38 protein-coding genes and 1 pseudogene are annotated in these 23,702 nt (G+C 39.9%); all 39 read left to right on the forward strand.

The features are described from left to right. Positions 1–27: 27 nt before the first annotated feature. Complete coding sequence (locus tag VK91_RS20720; protein WP_048395566.1) at positions 28–789, forward strand: ABC transporter ATP-binding protein; 762 nt, start codon at positions 28–30, stop codon at positions 787–789. Further along, positions 779–2,758, forward strand: coding sequence for an FtsX-like permease family protein (locus VK91_RS20725; RefSeq protein ID WP_048395567.1), 1,980 nt, complete (start codon positions 779–781; stop codon positions 2,756–2,758). The genes VK91_RS20720 and VK91_RS20725 overlap by 11 nt, the downstream gene beginning before the upstream one ends. 160 nt (positions 2,759–2,918) lie before the next feature. Continuing rightward, the gene (locus VK91_RS20730; RefSeq protein WP_048395568.1) at positions 2,919–4,229 is read left to right on the forward strand and encodes a Na+/H+ antiporter family protein; all 1,311 of its coding nucleotides are present in this window, start codon (positions 2,919–2,921) and stop codon (positions 4,227–4,229) included. Positions 4,230–4,586: 357 nt separating this feature from the next. Beyond that, positions 4,587–4,895, forward strand: a complete 309-nt coding sequence (rpsJ, locus tag VK91_RS20735; protein ID WP_004233624.1) for a 30S ribosomal protein S10 — start codon at positions 4,587–4,589, stop codon at positions 4,893–4,895. Positions 4,896–4,940: 45 nt separating this feature from the next. Next, positions 4,941–5,570 carry a 50S ribosomal protein L3 gene (rplC, locus tag VK91_RS20740; RefSeq protein WP_004233625.1) on the forward strand — a complete coding sequence of 210 codons (630 nt, stop codon included), beginning with the start codon at positions 4,941–4,943 and terminating at the stop codon, positions 5,568–5,570. Positions 5,571–5,596: 26 nt separating this feature from the next. Next, positions 5,597–6,220 (forward strand): 50S ribosomal protein L4, encoded by a 624-nt coding sequence (rplD, locus tag VK91_RS20745; RefSeq protein WP_004233626.1) that lies wholly within the window; start codon positions 5,597–5,599, stop codon positions 6,218–6,220. Continuing rightward, on the forward strand, positions 6,220–6,504 hold the full coding sequence (gene rplW / locus VK91_RS20750; protein ID WP_004233628.1) for a 50S ribosomal protein L23: 285 nt from the start codon (positions 6,220–6,222) through the stop codon (positions 6,502–6,504). The genes rplD and rplW overlap by 1 nt, the downstream gene beginning before the upstream one ends. A gap of 47 nt (positions 6,505–6,551) precedes the next feature. Continuing rightward, on the forward strand, positions 6,552–7,382 hold the full coding sequence (gene rplB / locus VK91_RS20755; RefSeq protein WP_009373990.1) for a 50S ribosomal protein L2: 831 nt from the start codon (positions 6,552–6,554) through the stop codon (positions 7,380–7,382). A gap of 60 nt (positions 7,383–7,442) precedes the next feature. Beyond that, positions 7,443–7,721 (forward strand): 30S ribosomal protein S19, encoded by a 279-nt coding sequence (rpsS, locus tag VK91_RS20760; protein WP_004233637.1) that lies wholly within the window; start codon positions 7,443–7,445, stop codon positions 7,719–7,721. 22 nt (positions 7,722–7,743) lie between these two features. Beyond that, positions 7,744–8,088 (forward strand): 50S ribosomal protein L22, encoded by a 345-nt coding sequence (gene rplV, locus VK91_RS20765; protein ID WP_004233639.1) that lies wholly within the window; start codon positions 7,744–7,746, stop codon positions 8,086–8,088. 3 nt (positions 8,089–8,091) lie between these two features. Further along, positions 8,092–8,745 carry a 30S ribosomal protein S3 gene (rpsC, locus tag VK91_RS20770; RefSeq protein WP_004233642.1) on the forward strand — a complete coding sequence of 218 codons (654 nt, stop codon included), beginning with the start codon at positions 8,092–8,094 and terminating at the stop codon, positions 8,743–8,745. A gap of 1 nt (position 8,746) precedes the next feature. Further along, entirely contained in the window at positions 8,747–9,181 is a 435-nt protein-coding gene (gene rplP, locus VK91_RS20775; protein WP_004233644.1) for a 50S ribosomal protein L16, read from the forward strand. Then, the gene (gene rpmC, locus VK91_RS20780; RefSeq protein WP_004233646.1) at positions 9,171–9,371 is read left to right on the forward strand and encodes a 50S ribosomal protein L29; all 201 of its coding nucleotides are present in this window, start codon (positions 9,171–9,173) and stop codon (positions 9,369–9,371) included. The genes rplP and rpmC overlap by 11 nt, the downstream gene beginning before the upstream one ends. A gap of 18 nt (positions 9,372–9,389) precedes the next feature. Continuing rightward, a complete protein-coding gene (gene rpsQ, locus VK91_RS20785; protein WP_004233648.1) occupies positions 9,390–9,653 on the forward strand; it encodes a 30S ribosomal protein S17 in 264 nt (87 codons plus the stop codon). 43 nt (positions 9,654–9,696) lie between these two features. Next, positions 9,697–10,065, forward strand: a complete 369-nt coding sequence (gene rplN, locus VK91_RS20790) for a 50S ribosomal protein L14 (protein ID WP_004233650.1) — start codon at positions 9,697–9,699, stop codon at positions 10,063–10,065. 35 nt (positions 10,066–10,100) lie between these two features. After that, the gene (gene rplX, locus VK91_RS20795) at positions 10,101–10,409 is read left to right on the forward strand and encodes a 50S ribosomal protein L24 (RefSeq protein WP_004233652.1); all 309 of its coding nucleotides are present in this window, start codon (positions 10,101–10,103) and stop codon (positions 10,407–10,409) included. Between the two features lie 28 nt (positions 10,410–10,437). Continuing rightward, on the forward strand, positions 10,438–10,977 hold the full coding sequence (gene rplE, locus VK91_RS20800) for a 50S ribosomal protein L5 (RefSeq protein WP_004233654.1): 540 nt from the start codon (positions 10,438–10,440) through the stop codon (positions 10,975–10,977). 21 nt (positions 10,978–10,998) lie between these two features. Next, on the forward strand, positions 10,999–11,184 hold the full coding sequence (locus VK91_RS20805) for a type Z 30S ribosomal protein S14 (RefSeq protein ID WP_004233656.1): 186 nt from the start codon (positions 10,999–11,001) through the stop codon (positions 11,182–11,184). A 29-nt stretch (positions 11,185–11,213) separates the two neighbouring features. Next, entirely contained in the window at positions 11,214–11,612 is a 399-nt protein-coding gene (rpsH, locus tag VK91_RS20810; RefSeq protein WP_008181717.1) for a 30S ribosomal protein S8, read from the forward strand. 30 nt (positions 11,613–11,642) lie between these two features. Next, positions 11,643–12,182, forward strand: a complete 540-nt coding sequence (gene rplF, locus VK91_RS20815; protein ID WP_048395570.1) for a 50S ribosomal protein L6 — start codon at positions 11,643–11,645, stop codon at positions 12,180–12,182. Positions 12,183–12,214: 32 nt separating this feature from the next. Beyond that, complete coding sequence (gene rplR / locus VK91_RS20820; RefSeq protein WP_004233662.1) at positions 12,215–12,574, forward strand: 50S ribosomal protein L18; 360 nt, start codon at positions 12,215–12,217, stop codon at positions 12,572–12,574. A 21-nt stretch (positions 12,575–12,595) separates the two neighbouring features. Then, complete coding sequence (gene rpsE / locus VK91_RS20825) at positions 12,596–13,099, forward strand: 30S ribosomal protein S5 (protein WP_004233664.1); 504 nt, start codon at positions 12,596–12,598, stop codon at positions 13,097–13,099. Positions 13,100–13,112: 13 nt separating this feature from the next. After that, positions 13,113–13,295: a 50S ribosomal protein L30 gene (gene rpmD, locus VK91_RS20830; RefSeq protein ID WP_004233668.1), complete on the forward strand. Its 183-nt coding sequence runs from the start codon at positions 13,113–13,115 to the stop codon at positions 13,293–13,295. Positions 13,296–13,329: 34 nt separating this feature from the next. Continuing rightward, the gene (gene rplO / locus VK91_RS20835; protein WP_004233670.1) at positions 13,330–13,770 is read left to right on the forward strand and encodes a 50S ribosomal protein L15; all 441 of its coding nucleotides are present in this window, start codon (positions 13,330–13,332) and stop codon (positions 13,768–13,770) included. Then, on the forward strand, positions 13,770–15,065 hold the full coding sequence (gene secY, locus VK91_RS20840) for a preprotein translocase subunit SecY (protein ID WP_004233672.1): 1,296 nt from the start codon (positions 13,770–13,772) through the stop codon (positions 15,063–15,065). Before rplO ends, secY begins: the two co-directional genes overlap by 1 nt. A 70-nt stretch (positions 15,066–15,135) precedes the next feature. Further along, on the forward strand, positions 15,136–15,789 hold the full coding sequence (locus VK91_RS20845) for an adenylate kinase (RefSeq protein ID WP_004233689.1): 654 nt from the start codon (positions 15,136–15,138) through the stop codon (positions 15,787–15,789). Between the two features lie 249 nt (positions 15,790–16,038). Further along, positions 16,039–16,116 (forward strand): annotated as a pseudogene (locus tag VK91_RS22775) (type I methionyl aminopeptidase); the annotation flags it as partial. Between the two features lie 86 nt (positions 16,117–16,202). Then, the gene (gene infA, locus VK91_RS20850) at positions 16,203–16,421 is read left to right on the forward strand and encodes a translation initiation factor IF-1 (protein WP_004233690.1); all 219 of its coding nucleotides are present in this window, start codon (positions 16,203–16,205) and stop codon (positions 16,419–16,421) included. Positions 16,422–16,458: 37 nt separating this feature from the next. Beyond that, on the forward strand, positions 16,459–16,572 hold the full coding sequence (gene rpmJ / locus VK91_RS20855; RefSeq protein ID WP_000868344.1) for a 50S ribosomal protein L36: 114 nt from the start codon (positions 16,459–16,461) through the stop codon (positions 16,570–16,572). A 24-nt stretch (positions 16,573–16,596) separates the two neighbouring features. Beyond that, positions 16,597–16,962, forward strand: coding sequence for a 30S ribosomal protein S13 (gene rpsM, locus VK91_RS20860; protein WP_004233729.1), 366 nt, complete (start codon positions 16,597–16,599; stop codon positions 16,960–16,962). 25 nt (positions 16,963–16,987) lie between these two features. Continuing rightward, complete coding sequence (gene rpsK, locus VK91_RS20865) at positions 16,988–17,377, forward strand: 30S ribosomal protein S11 (RefSeq protein ID WP_004233731.1); 390 nt, start codon at positions 16,988–16,990, stop codon at positions 17,375–17,377. Between the two features lie 139 nt (positions 17,378–17,516). After that, positions 17,517–18,461, forward strand: a complete 945-nt coding sequence (locus VK91_RS20870) for a DNA-directed RNA polymerase subunit alpha (RefSeq protein WP_004233733.1) — start codon at positions 17,517–17,519, stop codon at positions 18,459–18,461. A 57-nt stretch (positions 18,462–18,518) separates the two neighbouring features. After that, the gene (gene rplQ / locus VK91_RS20875) at positions 18,519–18,899 is read left to right on the forward strand and encodes a 50S ribosomal protein L17 (protein ID WP_008181938.1); all 381 of its coding nucleotides are present in this window, start codon (positions 18,519–18,521) and stop codon (positions 18,897–18,899) included. A 425-nt stretch (positions 18,900–19,324) separates the two neighbouring features. Next, positions 19,325–20,170 (forward strand): energy-coupling factor ABC transporter ATP-binding protein, encoded by an 846-nt coding sequence (locus tag VK91_RS20880; protein WP_048395572.1) that lies wholly within the window; start codon positions 19,325–19,327, stop codon positions 20,168–20,170. Further along, complete coding sequence (locus tag VK91_RS20885; protein ID WP_048395573.1) at positions 20,146–21,018, forward strand: energy-coupling factor ABC transporter ATP-binding protein; 873 nt, start codon at positions 20,146–20,148, stop codon at positions 21,016–21,018. The genes VK91_RS20880 and VK91_RS20885 overlap by 25 nt, the downstream gene beginning before the upstream one ends. Next, the gene (locus VK91_RS20890; protein WP_048395574.1) at positions 21,015–21,812 is read left to right on the forward strand and encodes an energy-coupling factor transporter transmembrane protein EcfT; all 798 of its coding nucleotides are present in this window, start codon (positions 21,015–21,017) and stop codon (positions 21,810–21,812) included. Before VK91_RS20885 ends, VK91_RS20890 begins: the two co-directional genes overlap by 4 nt. A 13-nt stretch (positions 21,813–21,825) precedes the next feature. Continuing rightward, on the forward strand, positions 21,826–22,566 hold the full coding sequence (truA, locus tag VK91_RS20895) for a tRNA pseudouridine(38-40) synthase TruA (protein ID WP_048395576.1): 741 nt from the start codon (positions 21,826–21,828) through the stop codon (positions 22,564–22,566). Between the two features lie 178 nt (positions 22,567–22,744). After that, positions 22,745–23,182: a 50S ribosomal protein L13 gene (gene rplM / locus VK91_RS20900; protein WP_004233742.1), complete on the forward strand. Its 438-nt coding sequence runs from the start codon at positions 22,745–22,747 to the stop codon at positions 23,180–23,182. Between the two features lie 25 nt (positions 23,183–23,207). Further along, a complete protein-coding gene (gene rpsI / locus VK91_RS20905) occupies positions 23,208–23,600 on the forward strand; it encodes a 30S ribosomal protein S9 (RefSeq protein WP_004233744.1) in 393 nt (130 codons plus the stop codon). Positions 23,601–23,702: the final 102 nt, after the last annotated feature.

Genomic DNA, 23,702 nt, shown 5'->3' on the forward strand with positions numbered 1-23,702 from the left:
TTGAACTATAGAAAGGGGCGTTATGAAGTGACAGTTTTAATAGGACGTAAAATAAAGAAAGTGTATGGAAAAAAATCAACGGCTCAGGAAGTATTAAAGGGTATTGATGTAGAAGTGAATAGAGGAGAATTTGTAGGTATTATGGGACCTTCTGGCTCTGGTAAAACAACGCTTTTAAATGTCTTATGCTCAATTGACTTTGCGACAGAAGGTGTTATTGAGATAAATGGTCATAGTTTACGTGGTATGAAAGAAAAGGCTTTAGCAAACTTCCGAAGAGAGCAGCTGGGATTTATATTTCAAGACTATAATTTATTAGATACCTTGACAGTAAAAGAAAATATTCTTCTACCGTTAGCCATCAGTAAGTTACCAAAAGCTGTTGCCGAAAGTCGAGTGAAGGAACTCACTTCTTTGTTGGGAATCACGGAGATTTTAAATAAATATCCCAACGAAATATCAGGTGGACAAAAACAGCGTACCTCTGCTGCACGTGCACTTATTACCAATCCGTCATTGGTATTTGCAGACGAGCCCACTGGTGCACTAGATTCTAAATCAGCTACAGCCCTGCTTCAAAATCTACAAAATATAAATGAAACAAAAGAAGCGACAATTATGATGGTTACACACGATGCTGTAGCCGCAAGTTTCTGTACACGTGTGTTATTTCTAAAGGATGGCCTTATCTATAGTGAACTTTATAAGGGCGATAAAACAAGGCAGGCCTTTTTCAAAGAAATCATGCATACACAAAGTGTGCTAGGCGGTGACGGGTATGAGTCTTAGTAAGTTAGTACTTCGAAGTATGAAGAAAAATATGAAGCACTACTATCTATATTTCTTTGCACTTATTTTTAGTGTTACCTTATACTTTTCGTTTGTCACCTTGCAAAATAATACGGAGGTGTGGGCTGCTGTTCAAATGAGTGGAACAGCTACGGCCGGATTTAAGGCAGCAACTTATATTCTTTATTTTATCGTTTTATTCTTCGTTCTGTATGCAAACCATTTATTTATGAAGCGTCGTAGTAAGGAAATTGGTTTGTATCAACTGATCGGCATGACTAAGGGGCTAATCGTGCGTTTATTAGCGGTTGAAAACATTCTCTTATTTGTTGGAGCCGTTATTATAGGTATGTTGGCAGGCTTCTTTAGCTCTCGTGTGTTTGCAATGATTTTGCTTCGTGTGCTTGAAAAAGAAGCTCTCGTAACCATGACTTTTAGTACACAAGCTTTACTGCAGTCGATGATTGTATTTACTATCTTATTGATCATCGTTCTTATACAGATGGCTTGGATGATTCATCATGTGTCATTGTTATCATTATTTAGTGCAGCAAAACAAGCAGATGAGCGTGTGAGACGCTTTAGTGCGTTCCAGATGGTTATTGGCTTTTTGGGTCTTATACTGATTGTTTATGGCTACTATGCATCTACAAAGTTGTTCGATATCGAATCTGCTGGTAATTTATTTATCAATATGATAATTATTTTAGCTACTACAATTGGTGGAACATTCCTTGTTTTTCGTTTCTCTGTAGCATTTATTATGAATACTATTCGCCTAAAGAAAAAAGGGCATTTATCCATAAAGGATGTGTTAGCATTAACGCCCATCATGCATCGCATGAAGAGCAATGCAAAGTCATTAACGCTAATCACCGTGTTAACAGGCGTTTCTCTAGGCGTGACGACTCTTTCCTATATCGCCTACTACTCCTCGGAAGCATCTGCATATAGCCAAGTACCTGGTGATTTCATATTGCTTGAAGAGCAAGGGGAGGAATTTTTAGAGAAGTTAGAGGAAAATAAAATTGCTTATGATAAAATTGACTACCGTCTTCAGGGAGTAACCGCTGCTGTAGGTCAATTGATGTCTAAAAAACAGCAGGATAACCCTTTATATACAATGGAAGGCACAATTTATACCATTCCGCTTTCAGATTACCAGCAGAGTGTTCCAGAAGCTAAGCTTTCAGGGAATGAGGTTATCTTAACAAACTATGGTGGTTATATGGCTGAAATGTTCCCGTTAGAGAAAGATCATGATTTAGTAGTATCTGCAGGAGAACTTGAAGAAACTTTTCATGTCGTTGATATCCACGATAAAAGCGTGATAAGTGGTATTGTAACGGCTGGGGGTGGTGGACCTATCTTTGTTGTGACAGATGATATGTTTAAAAGTTTAACTACACAGGCAGCTCTTTATCCTTGGCATCATCAAACAACAATTACTTTAAAATCTAACGAAGATATTGCAACAGCAGAAAAATTATATATTCAATCAAATGCAGGTATTATTACGGCTGTAGATGATAAAGGGAAGACAAAGCAATATACACAATCATCCTATGAAGGAAAACGTAAAGACAATATTGAATCATTGGGTCTTACCATCTTTACAACAGCATTTTTAGGGTTAGCGTTTTTAATGACCACAGGTAGTATTCTATACTTTAAACAAATGTCTGAGGCGGAGGAAGAACGTGATTCCTATACAATCCTACGAAAGATTGGTTTTGCTGAAAAAGATATCATGAAGGGTATTTATATGAAACAGGCCTTTAATTTCGGTGTTCCACTAGTTATTGGGTTATTGCATAGCTACTTTGCTGTTAAGTCAGGATGGTTTTTATTTGGGACAGAGTTAACAGCTCCCTTGTGGATTGCAATGTGCTGTTATATAGCTTTATATACGATTTTTGCTATTCTATCGGTAGGCTACTATAAAAAGGTTGTACGTCAGTCGTTGTAATATTAAAGTAAGAGGAAACTCGGAAACAGTGTGGTGGTTATCATTACACTGTTTTTTTAGTGCAAAAAATATAGAAGTTACAAAAAACCTTGACTTTCAATTATCAGAATAATAAAGTTTAACATGTTAGTAATTTAGTGTATGAAAGTAGAGTGTAACAATGAATGCAGTAATTGCGGCTGTTGCCGTTATGTTAATATTAAGCTTGCTTCGCATCAATGTAGTTCTCTCGTTAGTTCTAGGAGCATTTGTAGGTGGTCTAACTAGTGGGATGGGCATTGAGTCAACAGTCCAATCATTTACAGAAGGATTAGGAGCAGGAGCAACCATTGCATTAAGTTATGGCTTACTTGGTGGTTTTGCAATCGCCATTGCCAAAACAGGAATACCCGAATTAATGATAGCCGGGATGTTAAAAATATTAAAGGGTGAAAGTAATAGAAAAGGACTTGTGAAGGTATTAATTTTCTTCCTTATTTTTGTGATGTCTATTTTATCTCAAAATGTTATTCCTATTCATATTGCCTTCATTCCATTATTAATACCTCCTATTTTAAAGATTTTAAATATGCTAGAAGTCGATCGACGTATAATTGCAACGTTGATTGCAGTAGGCTTAATTGGTACTTATAGTTTTGTACCTGCTGGTTTTGGAGCAATCTTTCAAGATATCGTTGCTACACAAGTGTCAGAGGCAGGAATGGCTGTTTCTTCACGTGATGTCCCTGCAGCAATGGGTATTCCCGTATTAGGAATGCTAATCGGATTGATAATTGCCTTCGCTGTATACCGCAAACCAAGACATTATAAGCATAGTGAAGTGGAGATGGAATCTTTAAATGTAAACGTCAGCAAATTCATTATGTTTTCTACAGCTCTGGCACTAGTAATATCACTATGCGCTCAAGTGTTAACAGACTCAATGATTGTAGGCTCGTTTGCAGGTATTATGATTATGTATTTTACAGGTGCTCTTAAATGGAGAGAAGCAGATGAGATTCTTTCTGAAGGAATGAAGATGATGGCCTTTATTGGCTTTGTTATGATTGCGGCAAATGGTTTTGCGGCGGTAATCAATGCAACAGGTCATGTGGACAGCTTAATTACAAATTCACTCACTGTATTAGAAGGAAATAGAAGTCTTGCTGTCTTCATCATGTTAATCATAGGATTAGTTGTGACGATGGGGATTGGTTCGTCCTTCGCTACAGTTCCTATAATCGCGACACTATTTGTTCCGCTAGCACAAGGTTTAGATATGAGTCCTTTAGCGATATTATGCTTAATCGGTACAGCTGGTGCTCTAGGAGACGCAGGTTCTCCAGCATCCGATTCTACATTAGGGCCAACAGCAGGCCTTAATGTTGATGGCCAGCATCATCATATTTGGGATACCTGTGTTCCTACGTTTATTTTCATTAACATACCACTAATCCTATTTGGTTGGATTGCCTGTGTGTTCTTTCTATAATAAGGAGGTAGTTTCTATAATTATATAGAAACTACTTTTTTCTTTTTTGAGTTATTTGAAATGTGCGAAAATGTTGATATGACAACCTTAAGTGTTGCAATATGTATAGAAATTTTATATACTAATAAACGGCTTAATAAAGCGAAGAAATAGTAGTACTAAGAATATCTGCAACATTTAAAAGAATTTAGCGAAAAGACTTGCTTATTCTTTTTTTATTGTATATAATGTTGAATGTTGGTCTTTGACTGCGATGAAGCGAGAGGTTGCCGACACACCCGGCCGCTTTGCCATGGCGGTGTGTGGGAAAATTTTCGTGGAGAATGTCTAGAAAATAGGCGAGAAGGAGGGAAAATAATGGCAAAACAAAAGATTCGTATTCGTTTAAAAGCGTATGATCACCGTATTTTAGATCAATCTGCTGAGAAAATTGTGGAAACTGCAAAACGTTCAGGTGCAAGTGTATCAGGTCCGATTCCACTTCCAACTGAGAAGTCTGTGTACACAATTCTTCGTGCGGTTCACAAGTACAAAGATTCTCGTGAACAATTCGAAATGCGTACGCATAAACGTCTGATCGATATCGTTAACCCAACACCACAAACTGTTGACGCGTTAATGAAACTTGATTTACCATCTGGCGTTGATATCGAAATCAAACTTTAATGGTAAAAACAATATAACTTTTAAAACTTACAGGAGGTGTGACAAATGGCTAAAGGAATCTTAGGTAGAAAAATTGGTATGACACAAGTTTTCGCTGAAAACGGCGATTTAATCCCGGTAACAGTTATCGAAGCTACTCCAAACGTAGTTCTTCAAAAGAAAACTGTTGAAACAGACGGCTACGAAGCAATTCAAGTTGGTTTCGAAGACAAGCGCGTTAAGCTTTCTAACAAACCAGAACAAGGTCACGTAGCAAAAGCGAACACTGCTCCTAAGCGCTTCATTCGTGAATTCCGCAACGTGAACGTGGAAGAATACGAAGTTGGTCAAGAAGTCAAAGTAGAAATTTTCGCAGAAGGCGATGTAATCGATGTAACAGGAGTTACTAAAGGTAAAGGTTTCCAAGGTGTTATCAAACGCCACGGACAATCTCGTGGTCCTATGGCCCACGGTTCTCGTTACCACCGTCGTCCTGGTTCAATGGGTCCAGTTGCTCCGAACCGCGTATTCAAACAAAAGAAATTACCTGGTCAAATGGGTGGCAATGTAGTTACAATCCAAAACTTAGAAATCGTGAAAGTTGACACAGATCGTAACTTACTACTTGTTAAAGGTAATGTTCCTGGTTCTAAAAAAGCTCTAGTTACAGTAAAAACTGCAATTAAAGCTAAGTAATCACTTAAGGAAAGGAGGAAACAGGAATGACAAAAGTATCTGTACTTAGTCAAACAGGTGCTTCAGTTGGTGAAATCGAATTAAACGATGCGATCTTCGGAATCGAGCCAAATGAAGCAGTATTATTCGACGCAGTAGTTGCTCAACGCGCTTCTCTTCGTCAAGGTAATCACAAGGTTAAAAACCGTTCTGAAGTTGCTGGTGGTGGTCGTAAACCATGGCGTCAAAAAGGAACTGGTCGTGCTCGTCAAGGTTCTATCCGTTCTCCACAATGGCGCGGCGGTGGTATCGTATTCGGTCCTACTCCACGTAGCTATTCTTATAAATTACCTAAAAAAGTTCGTCGTTTAGCTCTTAAATCTGCTTTATCAGCTAAAGTAGTAGAACAAAACTTCTTAGTTCTTGATGCTCTAACTCTAGCAGCACCAAAAACAAAAGAATTCACAAAAATCCTTAAAGATCTTTCTTTAGAGAAAAAATCTTTATTTGTAACTGCTGACCTAGATGAAAACGTAGCATTATCTGCTCGTAACATCCCAGGTGTAACAGTTTTAACTGCAAACGGAATCAACGTTCTTGATCTATTAGGTCATGATAAAGTTGTATTCACTAAGTCTGCAGTAGAAAAAGTTGAGGAGGTGCTTGGATAATGGAAGCACGTGATATTTTAAAACGTCCGGTCATTACTGAGCGTTCTTCAGAACTTATGGCAGAGAAAAAGTATACTTTCGAAGTAGACACTCGCGCTAACAAAACTCAAGTAAAAGACGCTGTAGAAGAAATCTTTGGCGTAAAAGTTGAGAAAGTAAACGTTCTTAACTACAAAGGTAAATTCAAACGCGTAGGCCGTTACGGTGGTTACACTAACAAACGTCGTAAAGCGATCGTTAAACTAACTGCTGATAGCAAAGAAATTGAATTATTCGAAATGTAATCCTAACGGATTTATGATTTGAACACTCAAGAAGGAGGGAAAACACAATGGCGATTAAAAAGTATAAACCTACCTCTAATGGTCGTCGTAACATGACGTCATTAGACTTTGCGGAAATTACAACTAACAAGCCTGAGAAATCATTGCTTGAACCAACTAAACGCAAAGCTGGTCGTAACAACCAAGGTAAAATCACTGTTCGTCATCATGGTGGTGGTCATAAGAAGCAATACCGTGTTATCGATTTCAAACGTGTTAAAGATGGCATTCCGGCAAAAGTTGCTACTATTGAATATGATCCAAACCGTTCTGCGAATATCGCATTAATCAACTACGCTGATGGAGCAAAAGCTTACATCTTAGCACCAAAAGGTCTAGAGGTTGGTCAAACAATCGTTTCTGGTCCAGATGCTGATATTAAAGTAGGTAACACTTTACCATTAGCAAACATTCCAATGGGTACTACAATCCATAACATCGAGTTAAAACCTGGTAAAGGCGGACAATTAGTACGTTCAGCTGGTACTTCTGCGCAAGTACTTGGTCGTGAAGATAAGTACGTTATCGTTCGTTTACAATCTGGTGAAGTACGTTTAGTTTTAGCTACTTGCCGCGCAACAATCGGTCAAGTTGGTAACGAACAACACGAACTTGTACACATCGGTAAAGCAGGTCGTAGCCGTTGGTTAGGTAAACGCCCAGAAGTTCGTGGTTCTGTAATGAACCCTAACGATCACCCACACGGTGGTGGTGAAGGACGTTCTCCAATCGGACGTAAATCACCAATGACTCCTTGGGGTAAACCAGCACTTGGTTACAAAACTCGCAAGAAGAAAAACAAATCGGATAAATTTATCATCCGTAGTCGTAAAAAATAAAGTGGTTAAACTACGGTTCTATGTGAGAGCCGTGGTGGAATCACGGAGGGAGGTTCCTACATGGGTCGCAGCTTGAAAAAAGGACCTTTTGTCGATGACCACTTAATGAAAAAAGTGGAAGCGCAAGAGGCTTCTGAGAAAAAACAAGTTATCAAAACTTGGTCACGCCGTTCTACAATCTTCCCGAACTTCATCGGTTTAACGATTGCTGTATATGATGGACGTAAACATGTTCCTGTATACGTAACAGAAGATATGGTAGGCCATAAACTTGGTGAGTTCGCACCGACACGTACTTATAAAGGTCACGGTGCAGACGACAAGAAAACAAGACGCTAATTTTGAGAGGAGGTAAATCCTAATGACACAAGCTAAAGCTATCGCTCGTACAGTACGCATTGCTCCTCGCAAAGTACGTCTAGTTGTAGACTTAATCCGAGGTAAGCAAGTTGGTGAAGCAGTTGCAATTTTACGTCATACTCCAAAAGCGGCGTCTCCAGTCGTTGAGAAAGTATTAAAATCTGCAGTTGCTAACGCTGAGCACAACTACGATCTTGACATCAACTCTTTAGTAGTTTCTGAAGTATTCGTTGACGAAGGTCCAACTTTAAAACGTTTCCGTCCACGTGCACAAGGACGTGCAAGCGCAATTAACAAACGCACAAGCCACATTACTCTAGTGGTATCTGAGAAGAAGGAGGGTTAATCCGTGGGTCAAAAAGTACATCCAATAGGACTACGCGTTGGTATTATTCGTGACTGGGAGTCAAAATGGTACGCTGAAAAAGACTATGCAACTCTACTTCACGAAGACATCAAAGTGCGTAAATATATTGAAACGGCTCTTAAAGACGCTTCAGTTTCTAAAGTAGAAATCGAACGTGCTGCAAACCGTGTAAACATTACAATTCACACTGCGAAACCAGGTATGGTAATCGGTAAAGGTGGTACTGAAGTTGAAAATCTTCGTAAATACCTTAGCGATTTAACTGGTAAACGTGTACACATCAATATCATTGAAATCAAACGTGCAGATCTTGACGCTCGTCTAGTAGCTGAAAACATCGCTCGTCAATTAGAAAATCGTGTATCATTCCGTCGTGCGCAAAAGCAAGCGATCCAACGCACAATCCGCGCTGGTGCAAAAGGAATTAAAACACAAGTATCTGGTCGTTTAGGTGGCGCTGATATCGCGCGTGCTGAACACTATAGTGAAGGAACTGTTCCACTTCATACTCTACGTGCTGACATCGATTATGCACACGCAGAAGCTGATACTACTTACGGTAAATTAGGCGTTAAAGTATGGATCTACCGTGGTGAAGTTCTTCCTACGAAGAAATCTGTGGAAGGAGGCAAATAATATGTTATTGCCTAAACGCGTTAAATACCGTCGTGAACACCGCGGCAACATGCGTGGCGAAGCGAAAGGCGGTAAAGAAGTAACTTTCGGCGAATGGGGCTTACAAGCTCAAACTGCTAGCTGGATTACTAACCGTCAAATCGAATCTGCTCGTATCGCGATGACTCGTTACATGAAACGTGGCGGTAAAGTTTGGATTAAAATCTTCCCACATAAACCTTACACTAAAAAACCTCTAGAAGTCCGCATGGGTTCTGGTAAAGGTTCTCCTGAAGGTTGGGTAGCAGTAGTTAAACCAGGAAAAGTAATGTTCGAAATTGCTGGCGTATCTGAAGAAGTTGCACGTGAAGCACTTCGTTTAGCATCACACAAACTTCCTGTTAAATGTAAGATCGTAAAACGTCAAGAAACTGGTGGTGAATCTAATGAAAGCTAATGAAATCCGTGACCTTGCTACTTCTGAAATAGAATTAAAAGTGAAATCACTGAAAGAAGAGCTTTTCAACCTTCGCTTCCAATTGGCGACTGGTCAATTAGAAAACACAGCTCGTATTCGTGAAGTGCGTAAAGCAATCGCGCGTATGAAAACTGTTATTCGTGAAAGAGAAATCAGTGCAAATAACTGATAAAGGAGGTTTTCAAGTATGACTGAGCGCAATCAACGCAAAGTTTACACGGGCCGCGTTGTTTCAGATAAAATGGACAAAACTGTTACTGTTTTAGTTGAAACTTACAAAAAGCACAAGCTTTATGGTAAGCGTGTAAAATACTCTAAAAAGTTTAAAGCTCATGATGAGTTAAACACAGCGAAAATCGGTGATATCGTACGTATCATGGAAACTCGCCCGCTATCAGCTACTAAACGTTTCCGTCTAGTAGAAGTTGTAGAAAAAGCGGTTATTATTTAATAACTATTTCGGAACAACCAATTTCCGAAGGGAGGTAACCTAAGTGATCCAACAAGAAAGTCGTATGAAAGTTGCTGACAACTCAGGTGCACGTGAAGTTCTTACAATTAAAGTGCTTGGTGGCTCTGGCCGTAAAACTGCTAACATCGGTGATATCGTTGTTTGTACAGTTAAGAAAGCAACACCAGGTGGCGTTGTCAAGAAGGGTGACGTTGTTAAAGCTGTTATCGTTCGTACTAAATCAGGCGTTCGTCGTAAAGACGGCACGTACATCAAATTTGATGAAAATGCTTGTGTAATTATTCGTGATGATAAATCACCACGCGGAACTCGTATTTTCGGACCTGTTGCACGTGAACTACGTGACAGCAACTTCATGAAAATCGTTTCTCTAGCTCCAGAAGTTCTTTAATTTCATGACAGTGCCAATCAAGGAGGTGCGACAGCATGCATGTAAAAAAAGGTGACAAGGTTAAGGTAATCACTGGTAAGGATAAAGGCAAAGAAGGCGTAATCCTTGCTGCTTTCCCAAAACAAGATCGCGTTCTTGTTGAAGGTGTGAACATCGTGAAAAAACACGTTAAACCTAACCAATTGAATCCACAAGGTGGTATTGTTAGCCAAGAGGCTGCAATTCACGTTTCGAACGTAATGCTAATCGATCCTAAATCTGGCGAGCCGACTCGTGTAGGTTATAAAATCGAAAACGGTAAAAAAGTTCGTGTAGCAAAAAAATCAGGTGCAGTAATCGACTAATTAGTATAAATAGAAGGGAGGTACACACATGAGCCGCCTAAAAGAAAAATATTTAAATGAAGTTTCTCCAGCTCTTATGAGCAAATTTGGATATAAATCAGTTATGCAACTACCGAAAGTTGAGAAAATCGTTATCAACATGGGTGTTGGTGATGCAGTTCAAAACTCTAAAGCGTTAGATGCAGCTGTTGAAGAATTAACAATTATCACTGGTCAAAAACCAGTAGTAACTAAAGCTAAAAAATCGATCGCAGGTTTCCGTCTTCGTGAAGGTATGCCTATCGGTGCTAAAGTTACATTACGCGGTGAGCGTATGTATGAATTCTTGGACAAATTAATTTCTATCTCACTACCTCGTGTACGTGACTTCCGTGGTGTTTCTAAAAAAGCATTCGATGGTCGCGGTAACTACACTCTAGGTGTTAAAGAACAATTAATTTTCCCAGAAATCGATTACGATAAAGTTTCAAAAGTACGCGGTATGGACATCGTGATCGTAACGACAGCGAACTCTGACGAAGAAGCTCGCGAGTTATTGACACAATTCGGTATGCCGTTCCAAAAGTAATCAAACAAGGAGGGCGAAAACGTGGCTAAAAAATCTATGATCGTTAAACAACAACGTAAGCAAAAGTTTAAAGTGCAAGAGTATACACGTTGTGAACGCTGTGGTCGTCCACATTCAGTATATCGCAAATTCAAACTTTGCCGTATTTGTTTCCGAGAACTTGCATATAAGGGACAAATTCCTGGCGTGAAAAAAGCCAGCTGGTAATCCCCTAATTTGGGAAGGAGGTAAATGTAATGACAATGACTGATCCGATTGCAGATATGCTTACTCGCATTCGTAATGCGAACATGGTTCGTCACGAGAAGTTAGAAGTACCAGCTTCCAACGTGAAAAAAGAAATCGCTGAAATTTTAAAGCGTGAAGGTTTCGTACGTGACGTAGAATACGTGGAAGACAACAAACAAGGTATCATCCGTATTTTCTTAAAATATGGAAAAGATAACGAGCGCGTTATCACTGGCTTAAAACGTATTTCTAAACCTGGTTTACGTGTATATGCTAAAACAAATGAAGTACCTAAAGTATTGAACGGTCTTGGTATCGCTTTAGTGTCAACTTCACAAGGTTTATTAACAGATAAAGAAGCTCGCGCTAAACAAGTTGGCGGCGAAGTTCTAGCATACGTTTGGTAATTAGCAATAAATGAATGGAGGTGCAACTAAATGTCTCGTGTAGGTAAAAAAATTATCGAGGTACCAGCTAACGTAACTGTTACTGTTGCAGCTGACAACACTGTTACTGTTAAAGGTCCTAAAGGCGAACTTGTTCGTTCTTTCCACCAAGATATGAAAATTGAGCAAGAGGGTAACGTAATCACTGTAGTACGTCCTTCTGATTCAAAAGAACACCGCACAAACCACGGTACTACTCGTGCGCTTCTTGCGAACATGGTTACTGGTGTTTCTGCAGGTTTCGAAAAAGCTTTAGAACTTATCGGTGTTGGTTACCGTGCGCAATTACAAGGTAATAAACTTGTACTTAACGTAGGTTACTCTCATCCAGTAGAGTTCACACCTGAAGATGGTCTACAAATTGAAGTTCCTTCAAACACAAAGATCATCGTTAAAGGTATCAGCAAAGAACGCGTTGGTGCTCTTGCATCTAACATCCGTGACGTTCGTCCACCAGAGCCTTATAAAGGTAAAGGTATTCGTTATGAAGGCGAATATGTTCGTCGTAAAGAAGGTAAAACAGGTAAATAATGCAGCTTAAGCATTAGAAAGGAGTGACCCTTGTGATTACGAAACAAGATAAAAATCAGGTTCGTAAAAAACGTCATGCTCGCGTTCGTTCTAAAATTTCGGGTACTGCTCAGCGTCCACGCTTAAACGTATTCCGTTCTAACAAGAACATTTACGCGCAACTTATCGATGACGTAGCAGGCGTAACAATTGTTAGCGCATCTTCTCAAGAAAATGGTTTCGAAGGTGCTGGTAGCAATGTTGACGCAGCAACTAAAGTCGGTGAAACAATCGCAAAACGCGCTGCGGAAAAAAATATTACTGCTGTAGTATTTGACCGTGGTGGTTACTTATATCATGGACGTGTTAAAGCTTTAGCTGAAGCTGCACGTGAGAACGGTTTAGAATTTTAATAAGAAGGAGGGACACATTTCATGAGTCGTATTGACGCAAACAAACTTGGAGAACTTGAAGAACGCGTAGTTACTATTAACCGCGTTGCTAAAGTTGTTAAAGGTGGACGTCGCTTCCGCTTCACAGCATTAGTTGTAGTTGGCGATAGAAACGGTCATGTAGGTTTCGGTACTGGTAAAGCTCAAGAGGTGCCAGATGCTATCCGCAAAGCTGTTGAAGATGCGAAGAAAAACTTAATCGAAGTGCCACGCGTAGGTGGAACAACTCCACACTTAGTGCAAGGTCGCTTTGGTGCAGGAGAAATCCTAATCAAACCTGCTGCTCCTGGTACAGGGGTTATCGCTGGTGGTCCAGTACGTGCTGTACTAGAACTTGCTGGTATTACTGATATTCTTTCAAAATCACTTGGATCTAACACACCAATTAACATGGTGCGTGCAACAATTCAAGGTTTAACTGAATTAAAACGCGTAGAGGACGTAGCTAAATTACGTGGTAAATCAGTGGAAGAACTATTAGGATAAGGGGGGAAAGATAATGGCTAACAAATTAGAAATCACCCTTACTAAATCTGTGATTGGTACTAAACCTGCACAACGCAAAACTGTTGAAGCTTTAGGTTTACGTAAATTACACCAAACTGTAGAGAAAGCTGATAACGCAGCTACTCGCGGTATGCTTGATAAAGTAGCTCACTTAGTTACTGTAAAAGAAATTTAATTTCCAATTATTGAACAAGGAGGTGCCACCCACTATGAAACTGCATGAGTTAAAACCAGCAGAAGGTTCTCGTAAGCAACGCAACCGCGTTGGTCGTGGTATCGGTTCTGGTAACGGTAAAACAGCAGGTAAAGGTCATAAAGGTCAAAACGCTCGTTCTGGTGGCGGTGTACGCCCAGGCTTTGAAGGCGGTCAGAACCCATTATTCCGTCGTTTACCAAAACGTGGCTTTACGAACATTAACCGTAAAGAATACGCGATCGTTAACCTTGATGCTTTAAACCGTTTCGAAGACGGTGCAGAGGTAACTGCTGCATTATTACTTGAAACTGGTCTAGTGAGCAATGAAAAAGCTGGAATTAAAGTTCTAGGCAACGGAACTCTTAATAAAAAGCTTACTGTCAAAGCTCATAAATTCTCAGCTTCAGCGAAAGAAGCAATCGAGAATGCCGGCGGAACTACTGAGGTGATTTAATGTTTCAGACAATCTCTAACTTTATGCGTGTTCGAGATATAAGAAATAAAATCATTTTCACACTTTTAATGTTAATCGTTTTTCGTATTGGAACTTTCATTCCAGTACCTAACGTTGACGCTAATGTATTAAAGGCAACTGATGAGTTTAACCTCGTTGGTTTCCTGAATACTTTTGGCGGTGGTGCTTTAAAGAACTTCTCCATCTTTGCAATGGGGATTATGCCTTACATCACAGCCTCAATTATTGTTCAGTTATTGCAAATGGACGTAGTACCGAAGTTTGCTGAGTGGGCAAAGCAAGGTGAAGTCGGAAGACGTAAACTTGCGCAATTTACACGCTACTTTACTATTATTCTTGCTTTTATTCAATCATTCGCGATGTCATTTGGTTTTAATAGAATGTATGGCGGGTCATTGATTAAGGAAGAAGGGGTTTTAACATATGTTATAATCTCTATTGTATTAACAGCGGGTACAGCATTCCTAGTATGGCTTGCTGATCAAATTACTGCGCATGGCGTTGGTAATGGTATTTCTGTTGTAATCTTCGCAGGTATCGTTGCGGCATTACCTACAGGTATCAACCAAATCTATGCACAACAAATCGAGGGTGCGGGTGATAAGCTATTTATCAACCTAATTATCCTTGGTCTACTTGTTTTAATCTTGCTTGCGGTTGTTATTGGAGTTATCTACGTGCAACAAGCACTACGTAAAATTCCAATTCAATATGCAAAACGAGTTACTGGGCGAAATCAACAAACTGGTGGTCAACAAACTCATTTACCGTTAAAAGTAAATGCTGCAGGGGTTATTCCTGTAATCTTTGCTTCAGCGTTTCTGATGACACCTCGTACGTTAGTTCCGTTCTTCGGTGAAAATAATGTTACAACTTTCATTAATAACACGTTTGATCATACAAAACCTGTTGGAATGATTATTTATGTGGCATTAATCATCGCATTCACATATTTCTATGCATTCGTACAAGTGAATCCAGAAAATGTGGCAGATAACTTGAAAAAGCAAGGTGCTTATATTCCAGGTATTCGTCCTGGTGAAAACACTCAAACGTATTTAACAAGCGTGTTATATCGTCTGACATTTGTCGGCGCGATTTTCTTAACTGTTATTTCAGTAATGCCGGTTATATTCATAAACTTTATGAATCTACCTGCCTCAGTGCAGATCGGTGGTACTAGTATTATTATCGTAGTCGGCGTAGCGCTCGAAACGATGAAGCAGCTAGAATCTCAACTTGTTAAACGTCACTACAAAGGCTTTATGAAATAATGTTGGTTTTTAGGGAACGTTCCATCGTTTCCTTTAATCAGCAAACCTTTTGTGGGAGGAATATTTCCTAATGAATATCGTTTTAATGGGTCTGCCAGGTGCTGGTAAAGGTACGCAGGCAGATAAAATTGTTGAGAAGTACGCAATTCCTCATATTTCTACAGGCGATATGTTCCGTGCTGCAATTAAAGAAGGTACTGAACTAGGCTTACAAGCTAAGTCGTTTATGGATCAAGGTGCACTTGTACCTGATGAAGTAACGATTGGTATTGTTCGTGAGCGACTGGCTAAACCTGATTGTGAAAAAGGATTCTTATTAGATGGTTTCCCACGTACTGTTCCTCAAGCTGAAGCCTTAGATAGCATTCTTGCTGACCTAGGTAAAGCTATTGAGCATACATTAAACATTCAAGTTGAAAAGGATGAGTTAATTGCTCGTCTTTCAGGTAGACGTATTTGTAAAACTTGTGGTACATCCTATCATTTAATTTTCAATCCTCCTGCTGAGGAAGGGAAATGTGATAAAGATGGTGGCGAGCTTTATACACGTGCAGATGATAATCCTGAAACGGTTGCGAACCGTCTGGAAGTAAATATGAAACAAGCACAACCTCTACTTGATTTCTATCAAGCTAAAGGCGTGTTAACTAATATAGATGGACAGCAAGATATTAACAAAGTGTTTGCTGATCTTGATGCTCTATTACAGAGCAGCCGCAGCTGATACCCGGCTCCGGGCGCAGAGTACTGCTTCCGCGGGAGGCATGCGGGAGCAACAACGAAACATAATTTTTTTGAGAGTTGCAAAAGCATATTGTGCCCGGTATATATTTCTTCTTAAAAGTGCAACATACCTTTTGGAGGAGTATAATGGGTTTCGTGGAAGCATCTGTGTAACGGGTATGAATATCTCATCCAAGACATTCCGGTATTCGTGTAAACATGGGAGATTCAGTGCCCTTACTGGTTCTGTATATTCCGTGGATTGTGTGAAGCGAAACCAGACGAGCGTCTTTCAAACATCTCTCATACAATCCAAACATATGTTGAAACGAGGTTGCTTCTAAAGTTGCAGCAGATATCCGTTTGATGTAACGATGAGAACTTTAATTTGCATATAGAGAGGAGACAGAGTAGATGGCGAAAGATGATGTAATTGAAGTCGAAGGGACAGTTGTTGAGACTTTGCCAAACGCGATGTTTAAGGTAGAATTAGAAAATGGACATGTGATTCTAGCACACGTATCTGGTAAGATTCGTATGCACTTTATCCGTATTCTACCTGGAGATAAGGTTACTATTGAGTTATCTCCTTATGATTTAACTCGCGGTCGTATCACATACCGTTTTAAATAATCTTTTGCGCTCCGGACTACTAAGGAGGTTAGGTTAGATGAAAGTGAGACCATCTGTGAAACCGATCTGCGAAAAATGTAAAGTAATTCGCCGACGCGGTAAAGTAATGGTAATCTGTGAAAATCCTAAACATAAACAAAAACAAGGTTAATTCTAAAGGAGGTGCACAACGTACATGGCACGTATTGCTGGTGTTGATATTCCTCGCGACAAACGCGTGGTAATTTCATTAACGTACATTTTCGGTATTGGTAAAACTACAGCTCAGAAAGTACTAGCTGATGCAGGTATTTCAGAAGATACACGCGTACGCGACTTAACTGAAGATGAGTTAAACAAAATCCGTGAACAATTAGATTCATACAAACTTGAAGGTGACTTACGTCGCGAAACTTCATTAAATATTAAACGTCTGATGGAAATCGGTTCATTCCGTGGTATCCGTCACCGTCGTGGCTTACCTGTTCGTGGTCAAAATACGAAGAACAATGCGCGTACGCGTAAAGGTCCTCGTAAAACAGTTGCGAACAAGAAAAAATAATTGGTAAAGGAGGTTCCTTCTTAACATGGCTCGTAAACAACAAACTCGTAAACGTCGTGTGAAAAAGAATATCGAATCTGGTATCGCACACATTCGTTCTACATTTAACAATACAATCGTAACGATTACAGATATGCAAGGTAACGCTGTATCTTGGTCAAGTGCTGGTGCTCTTGGTTTCCGTGGTTCACGTAAATCTACACCATTCGCTGCTCAAATGGCTGCAGAAACTGCTGCTAAAACATCCCTTGAACATGGTCTGAAAACGTTGGAAGTAACTGTTAAAGGTCCTGGTGCTGGTCGTGAAGCTGCTATTCGTGCACTTCAAGCTGCTGGTTTAGAAGTAACTGCTATTAAAGACGTTACTCCAGTTCCTCATAATGGTTGCCGTCCGCCAAAACGTCGTCGCGTGTAATGGGTGCGTCTCATATTGTATGAGAACATCATTTTTTGTACAGACTGTCTTGTGCAGATAATAAACGATACGTCATTGACGATCGAATCTATGATGGAAAGAACCTATACATTCGATGTTTTGAAGGAGGGTAAATAAAATGATCGAAATTGAAAAACCAAAGATTGAAACGGTGGAGATCAGCGAAGATTCCAAATATGGAAAGTTTGTTGTAGAACCGCTTGAACGCGGATATGGAAACACTTTGGGTAATTCTTTACGTCGTATCCTTCTGTCTTCATTACCAGGAGCTGCTGTCACTTCAATTCAAATTGATGGTGTTCTTCACGAATTCTCAACTGTAGAAGGCGTAGTAGAAGATGTAGCTTCAATCATTTTGAACGTGAAAAAACTAGCTCTTAAAATCTACTCTGACGAAGAAAAAGTTATTGAGATTGATGTTAAAGGCGATGGTACAGTTACGGCTGCTGACATTACACATGACAGTGACGTAGAAATTTTAAACCCAGATCTATATATTGCAACAATCGCTAAAAACGGTCATTTACGTATGCGTATGTATGCACAACGCGGCCGTGGTTACACTCCTGCTGATCAAAACAAACGTGAGGATCTTCCTATCGGCGTGATCCCGATCGACTCTATTTACACTCCAGTATCACGCGTCAATTTCCAAGTGGAAAATACTCGTGTTGGTCAGTCTTCTGACTACGACAAACTTTCTCTTGATGTGTGGACAGATGGCAGCATCGGTCCGAAAGAGGCGATTTCGCTCGGAGCAAAAATTTTAACCGAGCATCTTAACATCTTCGTTGGCATGACAGATGAGGCACAAACTGCTGAAATCATGGTCGAAAAAGAAGAAGATCAAAAAGAAAAAGTTTTAGAGATGACTATCGAAGAGCTTGATCTTTCTGTTCGTTCTTATAACTGTTTAAAACGCGCTGGTATTAATACAGTACTAGAACTTGCGAATAAATCAGAAGACGACATGATGAAAGTTCGTAACCTTGGACGCAAGTCATTAGAAGAAGTAAAAGCGAAGTTAGAAGAGCTTGGTTTAGGATTACGCAAAGAAGACTAAGCGATTTAAACACAACTAACAAGATCAGATTTTTTTCTATAAAGGAGGGAAACATCCATGGGTTACAGAAAACTTGGTCGTACAAGTTCTCAACGTAAAGCGATGTTACGTGACTTAGCTACTGATTTAATCATCAACGAGCGTATCGAAACTACTGAGGCTCGCGCTAAAGAAGTACGTAAAGCTGTTGAAAAAATGATTACTTTAGGTAAACGCGGAGATTTACATGCACGCCGTCAAGCTGCTGCATTTATCCGTCGTGAACTAGTAACAACGACTGATGCAGAAGGTAACGAATCAACATCATTTGCACTTCAAAAGTTATTTGATGATGTTGCACCACGTTATGCTGAGCGTCAAGGTGGTTACACTCGTATTCTTAAAGTAGGTCCTCGTCGTGGCGACGGTGCACCTGTTGTTGTGATTGAACTAGTTTAATCATAAGAGAAAACTTGTGGTGAAGAGGGTGGGAATCACCACCCTCTTTCTTTATAAATGATTTATACGACAAATAATTAAGCTGAGCGTTATGATGAGCGGACACTTATTAGTGTGGCGTCTCGTTTAGCTCTCCGCACCTCATTCAGGAGAAATAAGGGCTTGAGCACCCATATTTCTTGTAAATGTAACGACTAGCGCATTTCTATCGAATGAGGTGCGCGCTTTTTTATTAGATTAGATGGCGCCAATTTGTGGTGCTTTTTTTAATATATGGGTGTTATCTTGTTATTTATTAAACCAATATCAATTTGAGTTGTTATTGTAGTATTTTTCTTTTATCGACATACGGATTGTAGTAGAATTCATACATAAAAAAGTGTAAGTTAATTAGTAGAGCTGAGCGTAGGGAGAGGAGTTCTAGTATGCCTGAAATTTTATCTTTAAATAATGTAACTTTTTCATATACACCAGAAAATCCAAATATTCGTAATGCTGTTGAAAATGTTAGCTTTGCTGTGGAAGAAGGTGAGTGGATTGCTATAGTAGGACATAATGGTTCTGGTAAGTCCACTATTGCCAAGCTGATGAATGGTTTATTGTTTCCTCAACATGGAGATGTACGAATATTGCGAGAACCCTTGAATGAAGAAAATCTTTGGGAATCTCGCTCCTTAATGGGAATGGTCTTTCAAAACCCTGACAATCAATTCGTTGGAGCAACGGTACAGGATGATGTAGCATTTGCCTTGGAAAACAACGGTATCCCCTTTGAAGAAATGGTAAAACGTGTACATGCGGCACTCGAACAGGTAAAAATGAGTCAGTTTTTAGACCATGAGCCACATCATTTATCTGGTGGACAAAAACAGCGTGTAGCCATTGCTGGGGCACTTGCATTAAAGCCGAAGCTTTTAATTTTAGATGAGGCTACATCCATGTTAGATCCTCAGGGGCGTGCAGAGGTGTTACAAACGGTTCAAACATTACGTGCAGAAACAGGATTAACAGTTTTATCTATTACCCATGATTTAGAAGAGGCAATGTTAGCGGATCGTGTTCTTTTTATGAATGATGGTAAGAAATTTGCAGAAGGTACACCTGCTGAAATCTTTGCACTTGGGGACAAGCTAGTTGAATTTGGACTAGATTTGCCATTTGCCTTGAAGTTATCAAAGCTATTGCAAAAGGAAGGTGTTCCATTAATGGGGCAACATATGACAGAAGAAGAGTTGGTGAATGATTTATGGACATCAAACTTCAACAAGTAAGCTATGCCTATGCACAAGGAACGCCCTTTGAAAAACGGGCATTATTCGATGTGGATTTTGACATTCCATCTCATACTTATCAAGCGATAATTGGCCATACCGGTTCTGGGAAATCAACGATTTTGCAGCATTTTAACGCGCTTCTAAGACCTACTTCAGGAGAAGTACATATAGGGGATCGTCTTATTGTAGCTGGGAAAAAAGCAAAGGATTTAAAAACTGTAAGACAAAAGGTCGGCATTGTCTTTCAATTTCCAGAGCATCAACTATTTGAAGAAACCGTGTTGAAGGACATTATGTTTGGCCCAATGAACTTTGGTATATCAGAGGAGGAGGCTGAAGCTCGTGCAAGAGAACTTGTCAGCTTAGTCGGTTTGCCAGATAACGTTTTGGATAAATCACCGTTTGATTTATCAGGTGGTCAAATGCGTCGAGTAGCGATTGCAGGCGTTTTGGCGATGGACCCTGAGGTTATTGTCTTAGATGAACCAACAGCAGGTCTTGATCCACGTGGTCAAAAGGAAATTATGGATATGTTTTATCAGCTCCATCAAGAACGTCATCTCACAACCATTCTAGTAACCCATAGTATGGAGGATGCAGCTCGATATGCAGATAATATTGTGATTATGCATGAAGGAAAGAATGTCTTAAGTGGATCACCACGAGTTATTTTTAAAGATGTTGCAACATTAAAGGAATTCCGTTTAGAGCCACCACGTATTGTCCGCTTTCAGCAAAGGATTGAGCACATGATGGGGCATTCCTTGTCTAAGGTTTGCTTAACAGAGGAAGAGCTTGCTGCTGAAATTGCTCAAGCCCTTAGAGAGGAGCGTGCAGAGTCATGATGGAAAAAATGATCTTTGGTCGCTTCTTACCTGGTGATTCACCTGTACACAAACTTGATCCACGGTCAAAGCTGATCTTTGTGTTCGCCTTTATTATTATTGTGTTTTTAGCCAATAATACCGTGACATATGCTATGTTACTCGCATTCACGCTACTGATTGTATTAGTATCGCGCATTCGTCTATACTTTTTAATAAATGGACTCAAACCAGTACTCTTTTTGATGGCCTTCACATTCCTTCTCCATATTTTCATGACGAAGGAAGGCGTCCCTGTGTTTGAATCAAACTTCATTACGATTTATGACGAAGGGATTAGGCGAGGAATATTTATCTCAATTCGTTTTCTAGTATTAGTATTTATGACGTCAATCTTAACGTTAACTACATCGCCGATTTCCATTACAGATGGTATCGAGGTTCTACTGAATCCCTTAAAAGCAATAAAAGTACCCGTACATGAATTGGCTTTAATGATGTCCATCTCATTACGCTTTATTCCAACCTTAATGGATGAGACGGATAAAATTATGAAGGCACAAATGGCAAGAGGCTCTGATTTATCATCTGGGCCAATTAAGGACCGTATAAAGGCAGTAGTACCATTGCTTGTGCCTCTCTTTGTCAGTGCATTTAAACGGGCTGAGGATTTAGCAACAGCGATGGAAGTAAGAGGCTATCGCGGTGGTGAAGGACGCACTAGGTACCGTAGGTTAAAATGGGATATGGGGGACACATTTGCGATTGTGTTATTAGTAGCAATAGGCGTATTGCTATTCTTCTATAGAAGTTAAAGGAGTAGGCTATATGCGACGATTAAAAGTAATTATAAGCTATGATGGCACACTTTTTTCGGGCTATCAGGTACAGCCAGGTGAACGCACAGTGCAGGCTGAGCTTGAGCGTGTTCTAGCTATTATGCATAAGGGAGAACAGGTTAAGGTAACTGCAAGTGGTCGTACAGATGCTAAAGTACATGCGACAGGGCAAACATTGCATTTCGACACACCACTTGTCATTCCAGCAGAAAAATATAGTAAGGCTTTGAATGTGCAACTGCCAAGAGATATTCGTGTATTATCGGTTGAGGAAGTGGCACATGACTTTCATGCGCGTTACGATGTGGCTGGAAAAAGATATCGCTATATTTGGTCTTGTGAGCCTATCCAAAGTCCATTCCGCAGATATTATACTGTGGAGACCAATGGGGTCAAACCTAACGTAGAGGCGATGCAAGAGGCAGCTAAGGCTATTATTGGTACACATGACTTTTCTTGTTTTTGCGCGGCGAATACAAGCGTGAAAGATAAAGTACGCACAGTAACATTGTTACAATTTGAATGGCATGGTGAAGAGCTACATATGGTGATTGAAGGGAATGGCTTCTTATATAATATGGTACGTATTATTGCAGGTACTCTTTGGGAGGTTGGGATAGGTCGGCGTAAGATTGACAATGTGTCCCATGTAGTTGCTTCAGGTAATCGTGATAAGGCAGGAAAAACCGCTCCACCACAAGGGCTATACTTAGAAAAAGTATTCTATTAGTGGCGTTCTATAATTCTGAACAACTTCACCAGGTGTTTAATGAAATTGCTTGACTTTAAAAGTCATTCATTATATGATAACAGATGGTATTTTCATTACCACCACAAATAAGCCCCGAAACTTATAGTGTAGTCTAATGAAAAATAACGGTAATCGAATCGATTAGGAGGATATATACATGCGTACAACATTCATGGCTAAAGGTCACGAAGTAGACCGTAAATGGTTAGTAGTTGATGCAGAAGGCCAAACTCTTGGACGTTTAGCTTCTGAAGTAGCTGCAATCTTACGTGGTAAACATAAACCAACATTCACACCAAACGTTGACACAGGTGATCACGTAATCATCATCAACGCTGACAAAATCCATTTAACTGGTAACAAATTAGAGGGTAAATTATACCGTCACCACACTCAATTTGCGGGTGGTTTAAAAACACGTACTGCTGGTGAAATGCTAGATAAGTACCCAACAAGAATGATCGAATTAGCAGTTAAAGGAATGCTTCCTAAAAACTCTTTAGGTCGCAAAATGTTCACTAAACTTAATGTTTACACTGGAACAGAGCATCCACATGCTGCACAAAAACCAGAAGCATACGAGCTTCGCGGATAATATAAATTAAGAGGAGGATATTACTTTGGCACAAGTTCAATACATCGGCACTGGTCGCCGTAAAAGCTCTGTAGCTCGCGTACGTTTAGTACCAGGTACAGGTAAAATTGTTATCAACAAACGTGAAATCGAAGAATACGTACCATTCGCTGCATTACGCGAAGTAATTAAACAACCATTAGTAGCTACTGAAACTACAGGAAGCTATGATATCCACGTAAACGTTAACGGTGGTGGATACACTGGTCAAGCTGGTGCTGTTCGTCACGGTATCGCTCGTGCTCTACTTCAAGTAGACCCAGATTTCCGTGCTGCATTAAAATCAGCTGGATTACTTACTCGTGATTCACGCATGAAAGAACGTAAAAAACCAGGTCTACGCGGCGCTCGTCGTGCACCTCAGTTCTCAAAACGTTAATATCGTTGTTATATCAACGATTTCAAGCTCTTCTCAGGTTTACCTGAGAGGAGCTTTTTTTACGTCGATAACAAAAACAATATGATTTGTTCAGAATTTGTT

It is taken from the genome of Lysinibacillus sp. LK3, assembly GCF_001043675.1.
GTDB lineage: Bacteria > Bacillota > Bacilli > Bacillales_A > Planococcaceae > Lysinibacillus > Lysinibacillus capsici.